Source organism: Teichococcus coralli, assembly GCF_009829925.1.
In the GTDB taxonomy this organism is placed as follows: domain Bacteria; phylum Pseudomonadota; class Alphaproteobacteria; order Acetobacterales; family Acetobacteraceae; genus Pseudoroseomonas; species Pseudoroseomonas coralli.
In genome coordinates this window covers 24110-45307 of record NZ_SNVJ01000024.1, presented here as the reverse complement: position 1 = coordinate 45307, position 21198 = coordinate 24110, and the positions used below count along the sequence as shown (strand labels likewise).

The 21198-nt window shown below is 69.4% G+C and carries 9 protein-coding genes; 7 read left to right on the top strand and 2 right to left on the bottom strand.

From position 1 onward, the window contains the following. Positions 1–34: 34 nt before the first annotated feature. Entirely contained in the window at positions 35–853 is an 819-nt protein-coding gene (locus E0493_RS20080) for a hypothetical protein (RefSeq protein ID WP_160939046.1), read from the bottom strand. Positions 854–1096: 243 nt separating this feature from the next. Next, complete coding sequence (locus E0493_RS23795) at positions 1097–1222, bottom strand: hypothetical protein (protein ID WP_268894133.1); 126 nt, start codon at positions 1220–1222, stop codon at positions 1097–1099. A 139-nt stretch (positions 1223–1361) separates the two neighbouring features. Here E0493_RS23795 and E0493_RS20075 point away from each other — a divergent pair, with 139 nt between their 5' ends. The 7 genes from E0493_RS20075 (at position 1362) to E0493_RS20045 (ending at position 21113) form a co-directional block, all read left to right on the top strand. Beyond that, on the top strand, positions 1362–2156 hold the full coding sequence (locus tag E0493_RS20075) for an ImuA family protein (RefSeq protein WP_160939045.1): 795 nt from the start codon (positions 1362–1364) through the stop codon (positions 2154–2156). Continuing rightward, positions 2050–3594, top strand: coding sequence for a Y-family DNA polymerase (locus tag E0493_RS20070; RefSeq protein ID WP_160939044.1), 1545 nt, complete (start codon positions 2050–2052; stop codon positions 3592–3594). The genes E0493_RS20075 and E0493_RS20070 overlap by 107 nt, the downstream gene beginning before the upstream one ends. Before the next feature lie 14 nt (positions 3595–3608). Continuing rightward, a complete protein-coding gene (locus tag E0493_RS20065) occupies positions 3609–3833 on the top strand; it encodes a hypothetical protein (protein WP_160939043.1) in 225 nt (74 codons plus the stop codon). Continuing rightward, on the top strand, positions 3830–7081 hold the full coding sequence (dnaE, locus tag E0493_RS20060; protein ID WP_160939042.1) for a DNA polymerase III subunit alpha: 3252 nt from the start codon (positions 3830–3832) through the stop codon (positions 7079–7081). Before E0493_RS20065 ends, dnaE begins: the two co-directional genes overlap by 4 nt. Positions 7082–7839: 758 nt before the next feature. Continuing rightward, the gene (locus tag E0493_RS23970; RefSeq protein ID WP_367614555.1) at positions 7840–8559 is read left to right on the top strand and encodes a L,D-transpeptidase; all 720 of its coding nucleotides are present in this window, start codon (positions 7840–7842) and stop codon (positions 8557–8559) included. A gap of 696 nt (positions 8560–9255) precedes the next feature. Beyond that, positions 9256–16266: a hypothetical protein gene (locus E0493_RS20050; protein ID WP_160939040.1), complete on the top strand. Its 7011-nt coding sequence runs from the start codon at positions 9256–9258 to the stop codon at positions 16264–16266. After that, the gene (locus E0493_RS20045) at positions 16263–21113 is read left to right on the top strand and encodes a hypothetical protein (protein WP_160939039.1); all 4851 of its coding nucleotides are present in this window, start codon (positions 16263–16265) and stop codon (positions 21111–21113) included. Before E0493_RS20050 ends, E0493_RS20045 begins: the two co-directional genes overlap by 4 nt. Positions 21114–21198: the final 85 nt, after the last annotated feature.

Genomic DNA, 21198 nt, shown 5'->3' with positions numbered 1-21198 from the left:
GCGCTACGGGACAAACTGCTACTGCGGCATCCCATCAGGCTTCGATGAGGCCGAGGGCACGAACGACCCCTGGCCAGTGTGGGAAGGTGCAAACCTCACCCTGCAACTCCTGGATCAGCGCCTCACGATCGCGTCGCAGACGCACCAGCAGTTCCTTGGCGCGGCCGGATTCCTCGTGTTGCTTGATGAACTTCTTGATCATCCCGTCGATGCCAGTGCCGGGCTGCCCACTCGCCTTAACCACGATCGCCGACAGCAGCGGGATCCGCATTCCCCCTTCACGACTAAGCAGCATCATCGCATCGCAGATGGCGCCCAGTGGCATGCCATAAAGAGTGCGGGGCCAGACGCGCTTGGTCAGGCCGCGCTCCTCCAAGGTGGTGGCTGCCGCACCATAGGTGATGGGTTTACCGCGCATCGCCCGCGCAGCAACCAGGCGCAGCAGGTGCGGCGTAACTTGTGCCGTCCATTCCCCAGAATTTGCCGCGATATTTGGCAGAATGGCCGGAAACACACGTCCACCAAGGAAGGCTTTGGCTGCAGAGTTAGTGGAGAGCGTCACATCGATGTCAGTGATAGACTCTGCAGGGCCGTCATCGTCGGCGCCCAGCAGCACGTCGACGAGGCCGCGTACCGCAAGAGCCACATCACGGACAACAAAGCCGTCGTCCTGCGCCGCTTCCAGGGTGCGCTGGTACTTGCGCAGCGACCAGCCGAGCTGCTCGGCGAACTCCGGTGGAGTTAGCTGCAGAGCTCGTCGAGCAGCTTCAATATCGGCGGCTTCGACAGTGTCGAAAGCTTCGGGCGCATCAAGCGCAATCAGCCGAAGAGGCTGTTCGGGGATAGGTTGCACCGGTCATCTCCAGGGTTAGCCCAGAGAGAGTGGATAGACGCGTCAATTTTGGCAAGCCATCATGTGCGTGCCCAAGATGGCATATTTTCGTGAGATAAAGTGAAGGACGCTATCCTACATAGAGGCGACGCCATGGCCACCGGTACGCGTGACATGGGTACCTGACACTGCAGCGTGCTCGCTCTTCCGCTCCATCCGTCCCTCCACCACCATCAGTCGCGCACCGAGAAGCGCGTCGCGATCTCAGGCGTCAAGATCCGCCCAGACCACTAGGTTGGCTTGGTCCCGCTCGTCCTCCAGCGTGACAAAGATGACACCCTGAGCCCTGTCCGGCTGCTGCCACAGCAGCACCAGACCGGGCAACGTCACGCGGCTTTCCCTGCAGCGGCGACTTGCTGGCGCTTGACCTGGATCATCATGAGGCCGTGCGTCGCACTCGCCTCCCAAGCCAGGGCTTCACAAAACTTTTCTGTTCGCTTTATGTTCTTTCTCCTGGGTAGAGGGAGTCATGGCGGCATCGAGCCCATCCGCGCTGCTGAGCGCGCTTCGCGAGCAGGTGGCCCGGATCGAGGGGCACGGCGCCGGGCAGGCTCGGCGCGTGGTGCCGTTCGGCATCCCCGTCCTGGACGGCGCGCTGCCACAAGGCGGCCTGGTCTGCGGCGCCCTGCACGAGGTCGCGGGGGCAGGGGCCAATGTGGAGCACGCCTCGGCCGCCGCCCTGTTGGTGGCCGGGATCCTGGCGTGCACGGGTGGGCCGGTGCTCTGGGCGTCGGAGCGGTTTGACCTCTTTGCGCCGGCCCTGGCGGGCGTCGGGCTGCCCGGCTCCCGGGTCGTCCACGTGGAAGCCGGAAAAGCGGTCCTGCTGGCCATGGAGGAAGGGCTGCGGCACCCCGGCCTGGCCGGCGTGGTCGGGGAATACTCGGGCCGCCTGAGTCTGACGGCGTCGCGGCGGCTGCAGCTCGCGGCGGAAGCGTCGGGCGCCCTGGCGTTCCTGATCCGGCGTGGACCCCAGCTCAACGACCTCCTGCTGTCGGAGCCGACGGCGGCGGTGACGCGCTGGACGGTCGCCTGCCGACCGTCGCCACCCCCGCTGCCCCATTCGCCGGACACCCCCGGCCTGGGCCGGGCGCGGTGGCAACTCGACCTGATGCGATGCCGCGGCGGTGTGCCCGGTTCCTGGACTGTGGAGGCCTGTGATGCGCAGGGTCGTCTCGCTCTACCTGCCGACCTGGCCCACCGACCGGCTGCGGCGCCGCCAAGCCACCTCCGCAGGCGTGCAGCCCCCGGCAGAACAGCCGCTTGAAGCGCCCCTGGTGACCCGGATGGCCGAGGAGAACCGGCAGGTCATCGCGGCCGCGAACCAGGCCGCGCTGCGGCTGGGCCTGCGTCCCGGCATGGCGCTGGCCCATGCCCAGGCGATGGTGCCGGACCTCCAGGTGGCCGAGGCCGATCCCGAAGGCGACACTAGCGCCCTAGCCGAGCTGGCGGCGTGGTGCCTGCGCTGGTCGCCGCTGACCGCGCCCGCGGCGCCGGACAGCCTCTGGATCGATGCCACCGGCTGCGCCCATCTGCATGGCGGCGAGGCGGCGATGCTGGCCGCCCTCCTCAGCCGCCTGGAGCGGGCCGGCATCAGCGCGCGGGCGGCCCTGGCCGACACACCCGGCGCCGCTTGGGCGCTGGCCCGGCACAGTGCGCAGTCCATGACCATCGTGCCGCCGGGCGCGCATGCGGACGCCGTCGCCCTGCTCCCCATTGGCGCACTGCGCCTGGAGGCCGAGACCGTGCAGGCCCTGCGGCGCCTCGGCATCGACCTCGTCGGCCAGCTTCTGTCCCTGCCGCGGGCACCCTTGGCCCGCCGCTTCGGTCCTGAAGTGCTGCGGCGGCTGGACCAGGCGCTGGGGCGGGAGGCCGAGCCGATCACGCCGCTGGTGCCGCCCGAGGCGGTCCAGCACCACCTTGCCTTCGCCGAGCCGCTGCTGACCGCGGCGGCCCTGGCGATCGCGATCGAGCGCCTGGTGGACGCGGTCTGTCCCCGGCTGGAGCAGGCCGGGCTGGGTGCCCGCCGCCTGGACCTGATCTTCGAGCGCGTGGACGACGCCGTGCAGGTCATTCCGATCGGCACCTCGCGGCCATCCCGGGACGCGCACCACCTGGGTCGCCTGCTGAAGGAACGGCTGGAGAGCGTCGAGCCCGGCTTTGGCGTCTCGGCCATGCGGCTGGTGGTCACCCTGGCCGAGCCGATCCGGCCGACCCAGCGCTGCTCCGCCCTGTCCCCGGACCATGGCCCGGAGGTCGATCTGGCGCCGCTGGTGGACCGGCTGGCCAGCCGCTTCGGCGAAGCGCGTGTCTTCAGCGTGCTGCCGCGGGAGAGCGATGTGCCCGAGCGCGCCATCCAGGTCAGCTTCCCCCTGGCGGCGGGCCCGTCGGCCGCCTGGACTTGGGATCTGCGCCGCCCCGTTCGCCTGCTGAACCCACCGCAGGCGATCGATGTCGTGTCGGCGCTGCCGGATGACCCGCCCGCCCTGTTCCTCTGGCGTCGCATCCGCCATCGCGTGCGGCGGGCCGATGGGCCGGAGCGCATCGCGGGCGAGTGGTGGCGCCGCGACGGCGAGGTCGCCGCGGTGCGCGACTACTGGGCCGTGGAGGACGAGAACGGCCATCGCTTCTGGCTGTTCCGGCGCGGCGACGGCGCCGATCCGGCGACCGGCGACCTGTCCTGGTTCCTGCACGGCCTCTTCTGACAAGGACGACACCGGTGACGAACGAGATCCCCCTGCATCCCGCCTCGGCCGAGGAAATCGCCGAGTCCTTGTCCTACGCCCTGCGCTATGACGGCCGGAAACGGGTGCACCACGCCGATGAGGCGATGGCGCGCATCACCGCCGAGCGCCTGGTGCGCCATCTCGAGCGCTGTGGCTACGTGCTGATGCGCAAGCCCGAGGCTGCGGCGCCATCCACCACCCCGCACCACCGGCGGTGAACGCGCCTTACGCCGAATTGCAGGTCACCACGAACTACTCCTTCCTGCGCGGCGCCAGCCATCCCCAGGAACTCTTCGCCCAGGCGGCCGCGCTCGGCCTGCCCGCCCTCGGGGTCGTCGACCACAACAGCCTGGCAGGCATCGTCGCCTGCCACCGCGCCGCCCAGGAATTCGGCGTGCGGCTGGTGGTAGGCTGCCGCCTGGACCTGACGGACGGCATTTCCGTGCTGGCCTACCCCACCGACCGCGAGTCCTATGCCCGGCTCTGCCGCCTACTGACCCTGGGCAAGGGGCGCGGCGGCCCAGGCGCCTGCATGCTGTCCTGGCACGACCTCGCCGCCCATTCCGAAGGGCTTCTCGCGATCCTGGTGCCCCCCGCTGCCGACCAGGAACTGGCGGCCTGGCTCCAGAGGCTTCGGGCGACCTTCGGCGACCGCGGCTATCTGGCCCTGACCCTGCTGCGGCGTCCGAATGACGCGGTGCGGCTGCGAATGCTGGAGGAGGCAGCGCAGGCGGCCGGGGTGCGAGCGGTCGTGACCGGGGACGTGCTCTACCACGAGCCACGGCGACGAATTCTTCAGGACGTGGTCACCTGCATCCGCGAGGGCTGCACCATCGACGCCGCCGGGTTCCGGCGCGAACGCTCGGTGGACCGGCACCTGCGCGAGCCCGCCGAAATGGCGCGCCTGTTCCGTCGTCACCCGGAGGCGCAGACCCGCTCGCTGGAGATCATGGAGCGCTGCCGCTTTTCCCTGGACGAGCTCCGCTACCAGTATCCCAGTGAGGTGGCGGATCCCGTACTGTCGCCGCAGCAGGCCCTGGAGGGGCTCGTTCGCGAGGCAGCGCCCGCGCGTTATCCTGACGGCGTGCCGGAGGATGTCTCCGCGCAGCTTCGCCACGAGCTCCGGCTCATCGAAGACCTCGGCTACGCGCCCTATTTCCTCACCGTCCATGCCATCGTCCGCTACGCCCGCAGCCAGGCAATCCTCTGCCAGGGGCGCGGCAGCGCGGCCAACTCGGCGGTCTGCTACGTCCTCGGCATCACCTCCATCGACCCGGTGCGCGCTGGCCTGCTGTTCGAGCGCTTCGTCTCGGCCGAGCGCCGCGAGCCGCCCGACATCGACGTCGACTTCGAGGGCGAGCGGCGCGAGGAGGTGATCCAGTGGATCTACGGCCGCTACGGCCGGGACCACGCGGCGCTCTGCGCGACGGTGATGCGCTTCCGCGCCCGCGGCGCCGTCCGCGACGTCGGCAAGGTCATGGGCCTGCCGGAGGACGTCACCGGCGCCCTGGCCTCGCAGGTCTGGGGCTGGGCCGAGGACGGCGTGCAGCCCGAGCACGCGGCCGATCTCAACCTGAACCTCGCCGACCGGCGCCTGCGCCTGACCCTGGACCTGGCGCGCGAGCTCATCGGCTTTCCCCGCCAGCTTGGCACCCATCCCGGCGGCTTTGTGCTGACGCGGGACCGGCTGGATGACCTGGTCCCCATCGCCCCCGCCGCCATGGCCGGGCGGCAGGTGGTCGAGTGGGACAAGGATGACATCGACGCGCTCGGCTTCATGAAGGTCGACGTGCTCGGCCTCGGCATGCTGGGCTGCCTGCGGCGTGCCTTCGAACTCCTGGAGGCGCACCGGGGTCTCCGGCTCGACATGGCCTCGGTCCCGGCGGAGGACCCGGCGACCTACGCCATGATCCGGCGCGCCGACACGCTCGGCACCTTCCAGATCGAGAGCCGGGCACAGATGGCGATGCTGCCGCGCATGCAGCCCCGGACCTTCTACGACCTGGTCATCCAGGTCGCCATCGTCNCCCGGACCTTCTACGACCTGGTCATCCAGGTCGCCATCGTCCGGCCGGGGCCGATCCAGGGCGACATGGTGCACCCCTATCTGCGGCGCCGCGAGGGGCTGGAGCCGGTCCGCTACCCGAAGCCGGAACTGCGGCGGGTGCTGGGCAAGACGCTCGGCGTGCCGCTGTTCCAGGAGCAGGCGATGCAGGTCGCCATCCACTGCGCCGGGTTCACGCCCAGCGAGGCGGACCAGCTTCGCCGCTCGATGGCGACCTTCAAGTTCACCGGCGGCGTGTCGGTGTTCCGGGAGAAACTGGTCAGCGGCATGGTGGCGCGCGGCTACACGCCGGACTTCGCCGAGCGCACCTTCGCGCAGGTGGAGGGCTTCGGCAGCTACGGCTTTCCCGAGAGCCATGCCGCCTCCTTTGCGCTGGTCGCCTATGCCAGCGCCTGGGTGAAGTGCCACCACCCCGCGGTGTTCTGCGCCGCCCTGCTGAACAGCCAGCCGATGGGCTTCTACGCCCCCGCGCAGGTCGTGCGGGACGCCCACGAGCACGGCGTCGAGGTCCGTCCGGTCTGCGTCAACGCCTCCCGCTGGGACTGCACGCTGGAGCCCGCGCCGGGTTCAGGGCTGGCGGTGCGGCTGGGCCTGCGGCTGGTGAAGGGCCTGAACAACGCCGATGCCGCCCGGCTGGTCGCCCACCGTGGCGCCGAGCCCTACCGCAGCATCGAGGAGGTCTGGCGCCGCGCGCGCATCCCGCCCGCCGCCCTGGAGCGGTTGGCCGAAGCGGACGCTTTCGGCAGCCTGGGGGTGGACCGGCGCCGGGCGTTGTGGGCGGTGCGCGGACTGGCCGATGAAGCCCTGCCGCTGTTCGCGGCGGCCGACCGGGGCCCGATGCCGGAGCCTGAGATCCTCGAGGCGCCGGTCACCCTGGCCGCCCTGCGCGAGGGCCAGCAGGTGGTCGAGGACTACCGCAGCACCGGCCTGAGCCTGCGGCGGCACCCGCTGTCCTTCCTGCGGCAGGATCTCGCAGCCGTGGGCATGGTGACCTGCGGCGACTTGACTTCCATCCGGGACGGCAAGCGGATCGCCCTCGCGGGCATGGTGCTGGTGCGGCAGAAGCCGGGCTCGGCCAAGGGCGTCATGTTCATCACCGTCGAGGACGAGACGGGCGTGGCCAACCTGATCGTCTGGCCGTCGCTGTTTGAGCAGCAGCGCCGGGTGATCCTGGCGGCAGGCCTGCTGGGCTGCCGCGGCCGGGTGCAGCGCGAGGGCGAGGTCCTCCATGTCATCGTGCAGGAGGTGGAAGACCTCACGGCGATGCTGCAGGGCGTCGCGCAGCGGGAGGGCAGCCAGGGAGAGGCCGCGGATCACGCCGTTCACCAGGTGCGGGACCTCTCCATGCCGGATCCACGGCGGGGGGCGGGGATCAAGGTGCCGACGCGAGACTTCCGGTAGGCGGCCGACGCAGCGCGTGGACGGGCTGATAGCTTCTGGGAGTGGCACCGCCGAGACAGGGAGCATCTGTGGCAGTGCGGGTTGGAAGCGCCGCAACTCCAACGCCGCTCGAACGTCCCGACGGTTCCCGAGCACTCGACGAGAGCGATGGGAGAAAACGGTGAACCACTTTCTGGTCCGCTGATCTCCAGCGCCTTACCAAGGCCCAGCGTGAGCCTGGACGAGTGCTCGCCGCAGTCTTAACGATGACAGCTTCCTGCGTTATCGCCCGAAAGCTGTCGGTCGGAGTTGGTCAGACCGCACTATTCCGCTTCGCGCTCACTCCGGACGCCGCCGGCCACCATTGGATTTCTTGAAAGCGGACTTTGCCAGTCATCCGCGAGCACGACGGGGTCCTGGCAAACGGCTTGGACGGCCCAATGGCGCCTTGTGCAGGCGCCGGACGGTTGGTGGACGGCAACGTAACAAGACCGCGGGTGGGATTGGCGCTCGTTATCGCCGCCACCGTTGTCGGCCTGATGGACACGGATTTGATGCTGCCAGCAATTCCCTTTCTTCCGAAGGTGCTTGGTAGGGACCCGGCCGCAGCCAGTCTATATGGTCAGCGCTGGCACCGGGCTCCTCGCCTTGTGCGCTCGGCAACCAGTTCGCGACGTACCCCGTGCGGACCGATTGACATTACGATAACGCAACTACAATCTTAAACACGATAGGACAGCATCGAGCTAGACGCATGGTGCGAATTGGGAGGCAGTGCGGTGCCCGAAAAGTCGGTCAGCAGCCCTCGAAACCATTCACTGACGACATCTCGCCGCCAATACGCCTTATTGCTCGCCGCGTTTGCTAGCGGTGTCACGTCCTCGCGCCGATCGGCCGCCCAACCGGTGGACCTTGTAATAAGGGTGGAGCTATCCGAGGACCGCGACCAGACCGGTACCCTCATCCTTCAGGACGGATCCGGCCGCCGGCTCGGTGGACCCTACCCGGCGTTCGGCCGCAGCGACAACGCCACCGCGAAGGCACACAAGAACCCGGCACGCAATCCCATTCAACCCTATGGGGACACGCCGACGGGCACTTACGAGATCCCCAGAGTGGTAGCCACCGGCGACGAGACCAACTACAGAAGCCGGTCTTATGGTCCGAACGGGGCGTTGGTGCTGCGCCCGACGGCGGGACAGGCGCTAACCGCAGCTGGCAACGGCCGCATCGGACTTATGATCCATGGAGGTGCCCCAGGCAGCGGTGGGCGGCTGCGCGCAACGCACGGGTGCGTTCGCCTCTCGGATCAGGACATGGCCCGCCTGACAGCAGCGATTGCTGCTGCCGGACAAAACGCCCGCTTCAGCCGATGCGAGTTGGTGAGGCTCGCAGCTTCCATCGGTCCGCCCGGCGATCCTGTGTCAGGGGAAGACACCGGGGACCCCCCGCCCGGGATACAGGAGCTGCTCAATCCCGGACCCATCATTCTGCCCTAATCAAGCGGTGTGTCCGAGGCCAGTGCCCAGGGACAACACCAGAAGATGCGAGGCAACGTTTCCGTGTCAGAGCTGCCACGCATACGCCGCCGTGTTCTCCTGGCATCGATCGGTGCCCCCGTAATCGCGAACGTCGGTCCACCGGACTTACTCGTTCAGCCGGCATCCGGCGGCTTTGTCGTTCACTATGCCGGTGCAAGCGTTTGGGCGGTTTCAGGCTCCGCAGTCCTCTCCACCTTCGGGCCCGACGCGATGATCAGTATCGGGGGAAATCCTGATGTGCAGACCATCACGTGCACGGGACGTCTGCTGGACCAGCCCGCAACGCTTCGCGTCACCTTCGAGCGCCGGGCGGCCGGATGGGCGGTGAGTGGCGCCCTGTTCCTGACAGACGTGCGGGCGGTGGCCTTTGGCCGCACGGCATTTCCAGCAATAGGGGCGGAGCCGGCGCGGCTTGAGGGTGCGGTGACCTGGGAAGGAACCCGTGTCCTGGCACGGCTTTTCCCGCAACACGTGCAGCTGGCGTCGGCCCAGATCAGCCTGGGTCGAGACCTTGCACCGGACCTGCTGACAAGCGTTGCTCTGCGGCCATGGAGTGGGCTTCCATCAGCATCTCGATGGCGGCTGCTGCCTGGCGCGCCCGCAGCCAATGGAGTCGCGCTCCTTGCGCGCGGAGCTCCGGCTGGAAGCACTGAGGTGGCCGTCCTCATCGGAGAAAAATCAGGGCGGGCGGTACGTCTCACTGGCTCCGCAGACGCGGTCCTCCTCGGCCGCACTGGCAAGCTGCGCGTCGCAGCTTTTGCCACAGGTCGCCTCCAGCTGGAGATTGGCGCAACCATCCTTCGGGCTGCGGCCCTGCGGGACGGTGACACCCAAGCCGCGTTCGGGCTGACGACGACTGGAGATCGTGAGGCACACGTCCAGCTTCGCCTGGGAGACAAGCCCCAGCGCATCGAGGCGCCGGGCGGCATTGGCCTCATCATCGAAAAAACGCCCGATGGTCCTCCCGATCTCCAGGTGGAAGCCGGGCGCGGAGTGATCCGGACCTTCAACGTGAGCGCCATTCTTCGGCACTGCGCAATCCGGCTCCCGCTCGAGAAGACCAGAAATGGCTCAGTCCCGCAGGCATATGCCGACCTCGGGCGGCTTGATTTCTGGCCAACCCGGTTGGTGTTTGGGCTCGGCGCACCGAAGGCGGACGGGGCTATCAGCCTCGTGGAACTCGGCCAAGGCGGGACGCCGCCGATCAGCCTGTCCCTCGACGACGCGCGGCTGACTGTGCGCCGCGAGCGAGACCTTCTCAGCCTCGTGTTCGGTTTCCAGCACGTGACGCTCGTTGCTGGCTCCGGCGCGCCCGTCCTGCGCTTACTCCCTCCAGAGACTGAAACTCTGGTTGCAGCGCGGCCGGGGCGGCCTCCGCTCGACGTAAGGGCCGCAGGCACGGTAGCGCGGCAGCCGCTCCTGCGCGTGGAATTCCCGCCGCAGCACGTGCTGGAGCACGCCTTCGCGAGGCGTCGGCCGCCGATCCCGACACCAGACAAGTCGCTGGACGAGGACAAGCGCCGCGACCGCGCAAGGGACACAGCGCAGCGCGCGACGGTGTTCGACGAGATCAAAGGGCCGGACGGGGCGACCTTCGCCTCCTTCGTCCAGCGGTATCGCGATATCCTGAAGACTTACCTCCCAGGTATCACGGACGCCCATCCCGACCACTTCTGGTTCGATGAGGATCTCGCCTTCACGCCGCAAGCCCGGCAGGCTGCGCGCGATGCCACCATGGCTATGGAGCGGGATCCCACGCCGCCCCTGCACCGCATCCCGCTCGGACTCGGCCGCATCATCGTCACCGATCTGATTGCCGCCCACCCCTTCCCGGAAAGTGGGACCGAGGAGGACAAACGGGCCTGGGCGCTTGCACTCCTCCAGAATCTGCTGCTGGAGGCGGAGCGTCGGGACGACGACCACAGCATCATCCAGCGCGCCTGGCGAGCGACTCAGGCGCTAGGCCCTAGGCAATTCTACGACAAGGGCGCCTGGGGGACGGCGCAGCCGGGAGAGCCGGTTGCCCCCTGGGAGGGCGAGTTCAACGACCCCGGCATCATCACGGCGCTGCGGGAGATGTGGAAGCTCGTCCCTGACTTCGCGCCGGCCTCAGCCAAGGGAGCCGTTGAGCAGGCATTGCGTGTCGCCTACACCGAACCCTTCCCATGGGCGGCGGGCGGCTGCGTGGACCCGACGCACTGGGGGCGACCGGTGGAGGCACGGGCTGCCGGCGTCACGCACCTCGTCTTCGAGTGGGGCCACACGAAGAGCAAGCCGGCCGCCCGGGACGAGCTGCCCTACGCCCTGTCCACGCTGCTGGAGTGGAAGAGCCTGCCGCTCCGCGTCTCGCGCCGCGCCGAACGCTTCGAGCCGAAGACGCCCGGAGAGTTGCGGGATGCCCTCGGGAGGCAGGGCATCAGGCCCGGCACCAACGCGCAGGAGCGCCTGCGCCAGGTCGTAGAGGCGTCCAAGACCGACCATGACCTCAAGGATGACGCGGCGCGGCGGGAGGAGGAGGCGCGCATCGCGCTCCGCCGCCAGGCCGCAGAGGCGGCCAAGACCGAACGTGAACGGAACGACGAGACGGCGAGACTGGAGGACGAGGCGCGCTTCGCGTTCCGCACGCGCATCGCGCTCCCGGCTCGCCTGCACCTCTCGCCCGCGGGGGATGCACGGTTCCACCCGGCGCCCGATCCGCCGTCCTCCCCCTCTGACCCCGCCCCCCTCTGGCGCGCGGAACTGCGGGAGACAGAGGGGCGGATGCACACGCTGCGCGCCCTCGGCTCCCCTGATTTCGTGCCGGAGGCACTCGGCCTGGGCGAGAACCTGCCGCTCCGCGGCACCGGCAATAGTTGGATTAACCCCCCGGTGGGCTCGGGTCAGGATCCGGTCACTTGGTTCCGCGGAGCGCTGGACGCCTTCGACCGGCACCAGATCGTCGGGCTTTCCGGCGTCCACGGGTTGCCCGTGCTGCCCCGGCGCGGACCAGACGGTAAGCTGCATGTCAGCCAGCTCGCGCCGCCGGACGGCTATGCACTGGTTGACATCGCCGACGGGAAGGATCAGGCGCTCTACGTCCCGCAGACCCTGCCGACGCGGCTCATGACCCTCTCGGCGATGGGGGGGACACTCGATCTCGATGCGCGTTTCACGCCGCCAGCAGCGCTGCGCCGTCCGGACAGCACGAACCTCTTCGCGGCCTTCGCTGTGGAGCGCTGGCGCAGCCGGATCGTGCTCGGCCGCGATGTTGTCACGGAGGTGCTTTACAAGGGCTTTCTCTATCCCCTCGGCCACCGCGCGACGCTTGTGAAGGTCACCGAGCGGCGCTTCGAGCCGGCGCCGCCCGGCGTCTGCGGCGGGCCAGTGGCATTTCTGACACAGCGCCTCTTCATCCAGGTCGCCTCTCCCATCAAGACCTATGGCGCGATCGCGCAGCCCTTCGCCGGGCGCGGCTGGCCGGCGACGTCAGTCGAAATCATGACGCGTCAGACGCCGGATCTCATCGAGCCCTTCCTGCCGCGCCGCATCGTGACCGAGCCGAAGTTCCAGGAGCAGCTTCGCGGCACCCTGCTGCGTAAGGACGGTGTGGGCCTGATCTTCTGGCCGCGCACCGCCCCGGGTCGGGAGAATGACGTGCGCTTCCGCCTGCGCGTAGACGGCGCCGCCGACGTTGTGGATCTACCGCTGCTCTTCGTGGACAACCAAGCCGCCCACGAGCCGGACGAGATGCGCTGGCTGCAGGACTACTACACATCAACCGTGAAGGTGGACGATACGCGGCGGCGTCTGCAGCACCATGGCGCTAAGCGCCGCTACGCGCCGGAACGCCAGCCGGGCGACACGAGCTACGAGACGCGCGAGTGGCTGCTGCGCGCCGATAGCCGGGAGGAGCTCCCCGAGCACGACCGCCCGGTGATCCTGCCGTCCAACGCGGAGGAGGAGGTCAGGACGCGGCCGTCCTTCTCGATGGACTCGACGCTGGAGAGCGACGACCAGCCGCCCTTCTATCCTCGCCTGCAGCAGGCCTACATCCGGCCCGGGCCGGCCAGCCGCTTTTCCGGCCGCGACATCGGGGAGCTGACGGTCACCTACACCCACCGCTACCTTCAGCAAGGGCTGAGACCCACCGAGGATGACGCCCGAAAGGGTGACGGCGTCGATCAGGACACCTTCCTGCGGGTTCTCGCGCCGGACGACGCCAAGTTGGAGTTCGGGGACGGCGGTGATCGCGGCGGGGCAGTCGGCCGGCCGGAGCAGCCGATCCGCGGCCTGGCACGGATCGGCCCGGTGGGCGGGACGGCGAAACAAGCGTCGTTCGGATTGTCACCCGACTTCTTCGCAGACGATGCGAAGCTCCTCGGCCTCCTCACCTTCAAGGAACTGCTGAATGGGGTGCAGGGCGCCGCCGCGCCGCTGCTGAAGGAGGTCGTGGAATTCACCAGTGATCCGACGATCATCAAGATCGTCGAGGAACTGGGCGCGGCCTTGGACGGCCTACATCGGCCCTTCGAACACAACCCCGTCCTCGCCGAGGTCTATCCGGAGTTCGCGAAAGCTCTCCGCCACGCCCGCGACGACGTCCGGGGAATCGTCAACGATCCCGACGCCGCAGTAACCCTCTATCCCGCAGCCGTCGCCTCCCTCCGCACGCTGGCGGAGGAGGTGGAGCGCGTCGCCTCCGCGCCGCTAGCACCGCTGGCGCAGTTCAGCCGGCGAGAACTTGAGAAGCTGCGCGAGGGTCTAACGGACAGGCTCCGGACCCTTGGCCAGAACCTGCTCGCGCTGCCGGAACTAATGCAGGCCGTGCAGGACGCCGTTCGTGCGGCCGAGGGTTTCATCCAGCCGGTGAACGAAGCCTGGCTGATCGCGCGCTATGTCGGAGCCGAGGTGGAGCGCGCGTTGCTGAACGGCGTCGCCCTGAGGATCGGCCAGGCTCTGACTGAGGCCTTCCAGACGGTCGCATCGCGCCGCCTGCCAGACACACTAGCTGAATTCCGCGCAGCGGTCGCGACCGAGGCTAGTACACGCCTGATGGCACTCGCGGAGCAGCAGGGCGGGCCGGTTGAGGTGGTGCTGGGGAAGCTGGCGGACCAGGCGCCCGCCTCCATTCGGAATGCCCACCTGCCGGAGGCCTTCGTCGATCTATACGCAGCCGGCGTCGCGGCTAGCCGCTTTAACCTTGCCGCCGTGGCCCACGCCCTGACGGCGCGCGCGATTACCGTCCTGCGTCCCTGGGCGGAGGGGGGGGCCGCGGATCTGTGCGAGAAGGCGACAGCGGCGCTCGATCCGCTGCGCCCTATCCTGGTCCGCGGCGAGCTAGCCGGGCTCATCCCCTGCGGGCCTCAGCCAGACGCGAACGCCTGTGCCGTCCCCGGCGGGGCTGGCTGGTGCGCGAGGCTGTGGGTGGCCATCTGCGACCTGGGCGGGGAGGTACCGGCCAGGACGAACGACCTGCTTAACGGCTTGGCGGAACTGGATGGCGCTGGGAGGGCTCTTTTGGCGACCGCGCCGCTGCCGGGTCCGTCCTGCGACGCCCGAGCGGCGGTGAGGGAGTGGCAGCGCCTGACCAGCGCCTGGGCGGCGGTGGCGGGGGCGGCCGAGCGCTGGCTGGACACGCTGACTACCCGGGCGAGGGCGCTGATCGCGGCGGGCGACACTGCGCTGACCAACCGCATCCGCGCGCGCCTCGATGAACTGGCCGCCATCGCCCGCGAGCTGCTGCAGGTCCTTGCGCCGCCGAAGACCCTACTGGCCCCGGCCCAGCGCGCCCTGGAGGCCGCGCTGGGCGAGGACGCGGCGAAGGAGGTCATCGTGCCGCTTGAGCAGGCGCTGGACCAGCTCGACGCGGCGCTGGTGGCGCTCCCTGCCTCGCCGGCCGACGCCGCCGCGGCGCTGGGGGCGGCCGGAAAGGAATTTAAGAAACTGCCGGCCAGCCTGAAGGGCATCACCGAGACGCTGCTTGGCCGCCTCTTCCTGGCCCGCATCGCGCCGATGGCCAAGGACGTGTTGGACCATGCGGCGCGGCGGATGCTCGGGGGCGTTGCCGAAGCCTACGGTCCCTTCATCGACGCTCGGGACACGGCCGCGGACGAACTCACGCTGTTCGAGGCCCGCCTCGGCTATACCGGCCCGCCGCGCTTGGCCTGCGCCGTGTTCATCGGCTTGGCCCCCGGTCAGGCGTGCGCGCGAGGCACCACGGACGAGGTGGTGGCTGAGCGCGCGCGATGGACAGCCGCCGCCGCATCAGCCAGCCCGAACCCTGCTGTAACTGCTCTTCGCCTGTTGCAGGACTGGCAGGAGCGTAAGACTGCCCCGCAGCAGCTCCTCGACGCGATCCTCAGCAACCTGGCGGCCGCGGTCGCCGCGCAGCTCGTGCAGATGCTCGACCTCGGGGACATTCGCCAGAAGATCGAAGACGTCGTCGCGCAACTGGTCCCGACCTCTATCAGCCGGACCTACGACTACAAGTTGCCGTTGAGAACCAGGTACCCCCTCGGGCCGATCGTCTTCAAGCCCTATGCGCCGCCGCCGCCGGGCGCGCCACCGGGCACGCCCGAGGCGCCGGCTCTGACGCTCTCGGCCAAGGCGCGCATCAGCGTGAGCCATAACCTGCAGCAGGACAGCCTTCCACCGCCGAACGTCCAGCTCGGAATCAGGGCGACGCTCTCAAGCTTTGACCTCGTCGTCCTGGAGATGCTCACCCTCAAGTTCAAGGAGTTCACCTTCACGGCGGGCACCGGCCAGTCCTCCCGCTTCGACGCGCCCTTCGATCGCGTGGTGCTCGATGGGCCGCTGGTCTTCCTCGCAGCCCTCGCCGCGTATCTCGGCTACAAGAACGGCGGCGGCGGTGCCGGCCAGAGCAAGCCCAACGGCCCCTACGTGGAGCCGCGCCCGACCGGCGCCGGTCTTCGCGCGGGGTTCCGCCTCGCCATCCCTGGCTTCAACATCGGCACCCTCGGCTTCGCCAACGTCTCCTTCAACGGTCACTTTGAGCTTCCCTTCGACAAGGGTGAGGGAATCGCCCGGCTCGCCCTCTCCTCCCGTCGGGCGCCGTTCGTCATCAGTTGCGCGCCCTATGGTGGTGCGGGCTTCGTCTATGCCGAAGCGGATGCGAAGGGCACGCGCCGCCTCGATATCAGCCTCGAATTCGGCGGTGCTGCGACGATCAACTTCGGTCCCCTGGAGGGGGTCGGGCGCATCATGGCCGGGCTGTACCTTACGCAGGGCAATCGGGATGAACCGATCCGCCTCTTCGGCACCTTCACCGCCGCCTTCGTCGGGACCGTCGCGGGCTTCGGCGTCACCTCGGGCTTCTATCTCCGAATGTTCTACGACAGCGGCCAGATGGCGGGGGAGGCCACCCTCTCCTACAGCTTCAGCATCGGCATCGCTGATATCAAGATCAGCTTTCCGGTCTGGCGCAGCGAGGGCGGGCATCTCGGCGGCGGGTCCGGCGAGCCCCCCGCCCGCGTGACGACGACTTCCGCTGCCAACGGTGTGCCGAGCGTGATCCCCGTAGCCCTCACGGCCCCTGTCGCTGCCGTCGCGTCCGTCCCGGCGGGGATCGGCCGGACGAACGTGCCCTCGCCGCTCGAGGACTGGTCCGCCCATCGAAGGCTCTACGACACCGGCTTGCGCCTCCCGCCACGGAGGGTCGACTCATGAGCATTAATGCCAGCTTCTTCGTCCAGGTCGTGCCGGCGGGGCCGGGCCCCAAGGTAGGGACGCTGCGCGCCGCGATCGTGCTGCTGCCGCGCCAACTGAAGGCGGGGTGGCCGGCCATCTCGCTCGCCGACTGGCCCTCCGGGGCGCACCGCGCTCAGGACACCCTAACGAGGGCGGTGCGGGCGCTCCGGAAAACAGGCGCCGCATGGGACCAAGGGGTAGAGGAGGAATGGGCGATCGAGCCCACCGGCCGGAGCCCAAACGAGTTTATGGGGCGTCTGGACGCCCTGTGGCGGCGGATCATGACCGGCGGGACGGGTGGGGACGGAGTCTGGGAGGAGACCCTATCCGTCTGGGAGGCGAAGCCAGACCCGGCCCCGCCGGAGCGCCGCGCCGCCGTCCTCCCCCTGCCGACCGCCGAGGCAGGGATCGCCATTCCCCTGGAGAGGGGCCGCGCCGTTTTGGATACCCTCGCCGCGCCGGACAGCCCGATCCTCGCCCACGTGCCGACGCGCCCGCCGGCCTACGCCCTCGCCGCGCTCGGCCGTCCTTGGCTCGGGCAGCCCGATACGGCCACCCGCTTCGCCGCCCGGCACGCTAACATCCTCTCAGACCGCGACCGGGACCGGCTGTTTGGCCCGCCCAACATCGGTGAGTGGCTCGGCGCACGCACCAGCGGGGACAGCACGGCGCGCCGCGCGGGGGACCTTGCCTATGCCCGCCCGCTGGACCCCGAGGCGCTGACACGGGACGCCCTCGGGATGGATGGGCGCGACATGCTCGATGTTTTCGATCGCATGCACGCCCTGCACCATGCCGCAGTGGAGGGCCTGTCGGACGGGGCGGCGCCGGCTGGGCCGCCGGCGCCGCCCCCGTCCAGCCAAGCCACGCGCCGCGTGGCCCAGCTCATGGCCTCACCCTCGCTGCTCCGTCTCTTTGGCTTTGTGCGCGACGTTCTCCTCTGTCCACCGGCCATGCCCGCCGGCGCCTCTTACTGGTGCCTGCGGATCCCGCCGTTCGAGGAAAAGGCGGAGGGCACGGCGGCGAAGCTCGACGTCGGCACCGCGGTGAACGGCTTCTATCCCGTCCCGCGCGCTGAGTGGGACAAGGGCGGTCCGTCTCCCACCGCCGGGCTGGAGGTCCTTGAGCGCGACGGCGTTGTCGTTCTCGGTGGCAGGCGCATCACAGGTCCCGATCACGCCGTGATCACGCTCGAGCCCGCGCTGGCGATCGAATCCGATCGCAATGCCCAAGCGCTGACGGCGGGGACGCAGGAGGAGCAGCCCGCGAGTGATCCCCTTACCGCCGGCCTCGCCCTCGTTCGCCTCGGCGTGTCCGAACCGCTGCCGAAGCTCGAGGAATCCATCCGATGCTCCGAGGAACTGCGCACCTTCGACCGCCTCGACATTGGCCTCGTTGTGCAGGACGGGCGCGACGGGATGACGCGCATCGAATGGCGCTGCGCCCAACACCGCAAGATCACCTGGTCGGACCCCGGGCTGGGGTCGGCGCCCCCGGCAGCCAGGCGGGCGTCGGCGGGCCATGGCGGGAACTATATCGAGGCAGCACTGGCGGTCATCGGCACGGGCGGCCTCGCGCGCCACGAGCTCGATGCGGCCTCCTGCACGCCGGCAGACATTTATCCGCGGCGGCATGACAAAGATGAGGTGCTGGTCTGCTACCGGGATCAGCGGATCGGCATCTATGATGGCTATCCCGGTGGCGCCGCCACGAACGCGCCCGTCTGGGACAAGCACCGGCCAGGTTGGACGCAGAAGGACGTCGAGGTGACGTTCGAGCGGGGCCTTGCCCTGAATCAGACCATCACCGTCCCTGACGTCCAGCAGGATGGCCCGCGCGCCGCCGCCATCCCGCTCCGCATCCGCGGCGAGTATCGCATGGGCATGCGTCGTGTCTGGCTCGGCGGCATCACCCGCCCACTGGAGGAGGCGGCGCGGCTCTACGAGACGGTGCGCGATGCGCCTGTCCCGCCGTTGGACAAACCCGGCCGCCCTTATCTCCGCCATGAGGCGGTGGCGGCGCCGCTCGTCCTCCTGCCGCACAGCGTCCCCATCGCCGGGCCGAATGCCATGCACGAGGACACGCTACAGACGGCCGAGCAAGCCGTCGTGCTCACCTGGCCCGGGACGCCGCCGGAGCGGCACAAGGCCTTGCGCTCCACGGCGCGGGTGCTGCTCGTGCCCCCCGTCTCCCTCGAGTTCGCCTCGCTGCACGAGGTCTTCGACGCCCGCCCGCATGTGCGGGACGCGAAGATCCAATTGACGGAGCCGAAGCCCCCCCGGCCGGCGCCGCCCAAGAACGAGCCGGCGCCTCCCCTTCCGCCGCCGGTTCCAGACACCATCCGCCCGCTAAAAATCAAGGCGCCGCGCGACATGCTCCGGCGACTAAAGCTGGAGGGGGAGGTCAAGCAGCACGATTCCTCCATGCCGGATGCGAACTCCGCCCGCGAGGGGGCAATGCCCCGCCTTCACGTGCTGCCCCTCGGCATCGAACACGACCGGCCCGCGCCCTATTACCCGGATCCGGCCGCCGCCTACCTCGTGGTGGGGCTGCGGGAGGCTTCGGGTGAGGCCTGGGTGGAAGCACCCCAGCTCGTCCGGCTGCGCGGCGGCTCCCGCGAATTGTCACAGCACCCCTGGCCGGACGTGCTGCCCGTCCACGTGGAGGTGGAGGCGGCGGGGCGGGGCGTGCGGTCCCTGTCAGTCGAGCCGGCGCCGGCCTGGCTTGCCCTGCCGAATGCCACCCATGTCCGCAGCGTGCGGGTCCGGCTCGGTCCCGGCGAGGAGGTCATCCTTGAGGCTTGGCTGCTGCCGAGCTTGGAGGACCTCGCCTCCTGGTTCGATGTGTGCGACAGCGCCGCCCGCTTAGCCACCGTCGCGGGTGGCGGGAACTGCCGTGACGGGCTGAACAAGCTGCTCGGCGCTACCGCCTGCGCCGGGCTGACGCCGACGACCGGGCGCGATCCAGCGGAGGCGCGGCGCGAGGTCGCCTCGCTCCTCTGGGCCCGCCTCGGCCAGGGGCCGGTGGAGGCCGTCGCGAAGGTGCGCCGCATCACCCTCCTACACGCGCGCCGGGACGCGTCGAGCGTGCCGACGCCGGTCCCGGAGGTGCCCTTCTCGCTCGCCCGCCGCGTTGACACCAGCGACGCCGCCGTGGAGACCTTCCTGGCGACGGGGCCGGGCGCCGAACCGGACCAAGACGGCGCGGTGCAGCCTATCTTGCGCGGCGACGTCCTGATCGACCTCGCCACCACCGCGGGGATTCTCGTCGAAGCGGAGATCGCCGCGCCCGACCGAGTGCTAGACCAGGGGGCGCCTGCCGCCAGCCCGAATCTCGTTCCCCTAAGCGCGCGCCCATTGAACGTATCGGACGGACCGGACGGGGAACTCTCCTTTTCCGCGCTCGTTCGCAGGGTGGAACTACTCCGGATCACAGGTATCCCCGCGCCGACGCACGGCTCCGCCAGGGATGCCCGAGTCAGCCTCGGGAACTTGCAGAGGCAAGCGGCGCTCCGGGCCACCCCTGGCCTCACGGCGGTTCGCGGGACACCGCTCGTGGATGGCGGAGCGCGGCGCGTGCGGCTGCGCGTGACGGCGCTGCCGCGCCACGCTGCGACGACACTCCGACCGGACGAGACGGACGCGCCGGGCCAAGTACTGGCCGTGTCAGAGCCAATCTGGCTCAACGCCACGATCCGTCCCGCCGCTCCCGATCCGAAGGAACTCGTCCCCACCTTTGTCTGGAATGGGGGACGTCCGACCGTGGTTCCCGGCCGCGCGCTCGTCTGGACCCGGACGCGGGAGGTGGGGTTGCGGCTCACCCTGCGGCGCCCCTGGTTCACCGCTGGAGAGGGGGAGGAGCTTGGCATCATTCTGTGGCCGCCCGCCGCCCTCGGGCCGGAGCCGAGGGTTCCGATCACGCTCGACGAAGGGACACTCGGACGGCTGATCGAATCCGACATCGGACCATTAGGACCCTTCGTTTCGGCTTGGGCGCGCGATCCGCTGCGGGATCCAGAGCCGGGCGGGTTCCCTACCTACTTCCCCTTGGAGCGGGCACACTTCGCCGCGTCCGATCGCGGTGCGGACGCTTGGCGAGATGTTGTGCTTGTGCCGATCGCCGGCGGAGACCTGAACCGCGGCCTGACAGAGGAGGCGACCGCTTCCATCCTGCGCATCGTGCCGCGCTATGACCGGGCCACCGATGTCTGGACCGCAGACATCCCCTTCGCGCCCGAAGCAGTCAGACACCTGACCGACCGCTTCGTTCGCCTCGGCCTCGTCCGTTGGCAGGAGCACGCGCGGCCGGACCGGAGAACTGGCGCGGGACCACGGGGGATCCGATGCTCTGAGCCAGCCAGTGTCTGGACGGTCATGCCACCGGCCCGAAAGGTGATTGTGACGGCCCTGGAGGATGGCGGCCGCTCCACACTCCTCACAGTCCAGCTGTCCGGTCCCGGAGACACGCTGCGCCGCCAAGCCCCGGCCCCCACAGTTAGTGTCTCTATAACCGTGCTGGACACGAGGGGGGCGCGGGAAATCGTGGCGCAGGGGGAGCACGGAGACTTGCTGCAAGCCGAAACGCCAATGGATAGCGGGACGTCGGAAGACAAGCCTGTCATCGCTGGGCGAAACGGGGCTGACCGTACCTGGACCGCCGCGTTCCGCGTCCCCGTGAAGCGTGCGGCGCTCCTCGGCCACTACGCCGTAGTTGTGGAAGAGTCGGATGCGATGCCGGCAGCAGACGATCTCGACAAGTCACCGCAGCACCCGCTTCGCAAGGCAGGCACTCGCTTCTTCAGTCGTGTGGACTTGGTCGCCGAGTAGCTCCTTTGTCGTAAGAGGTCATCCGTGACTGCGGCGCAGAGCAGTCCGCGCCGACATGGCCGGCTGAAGGCGCCCAGGAAGGGGC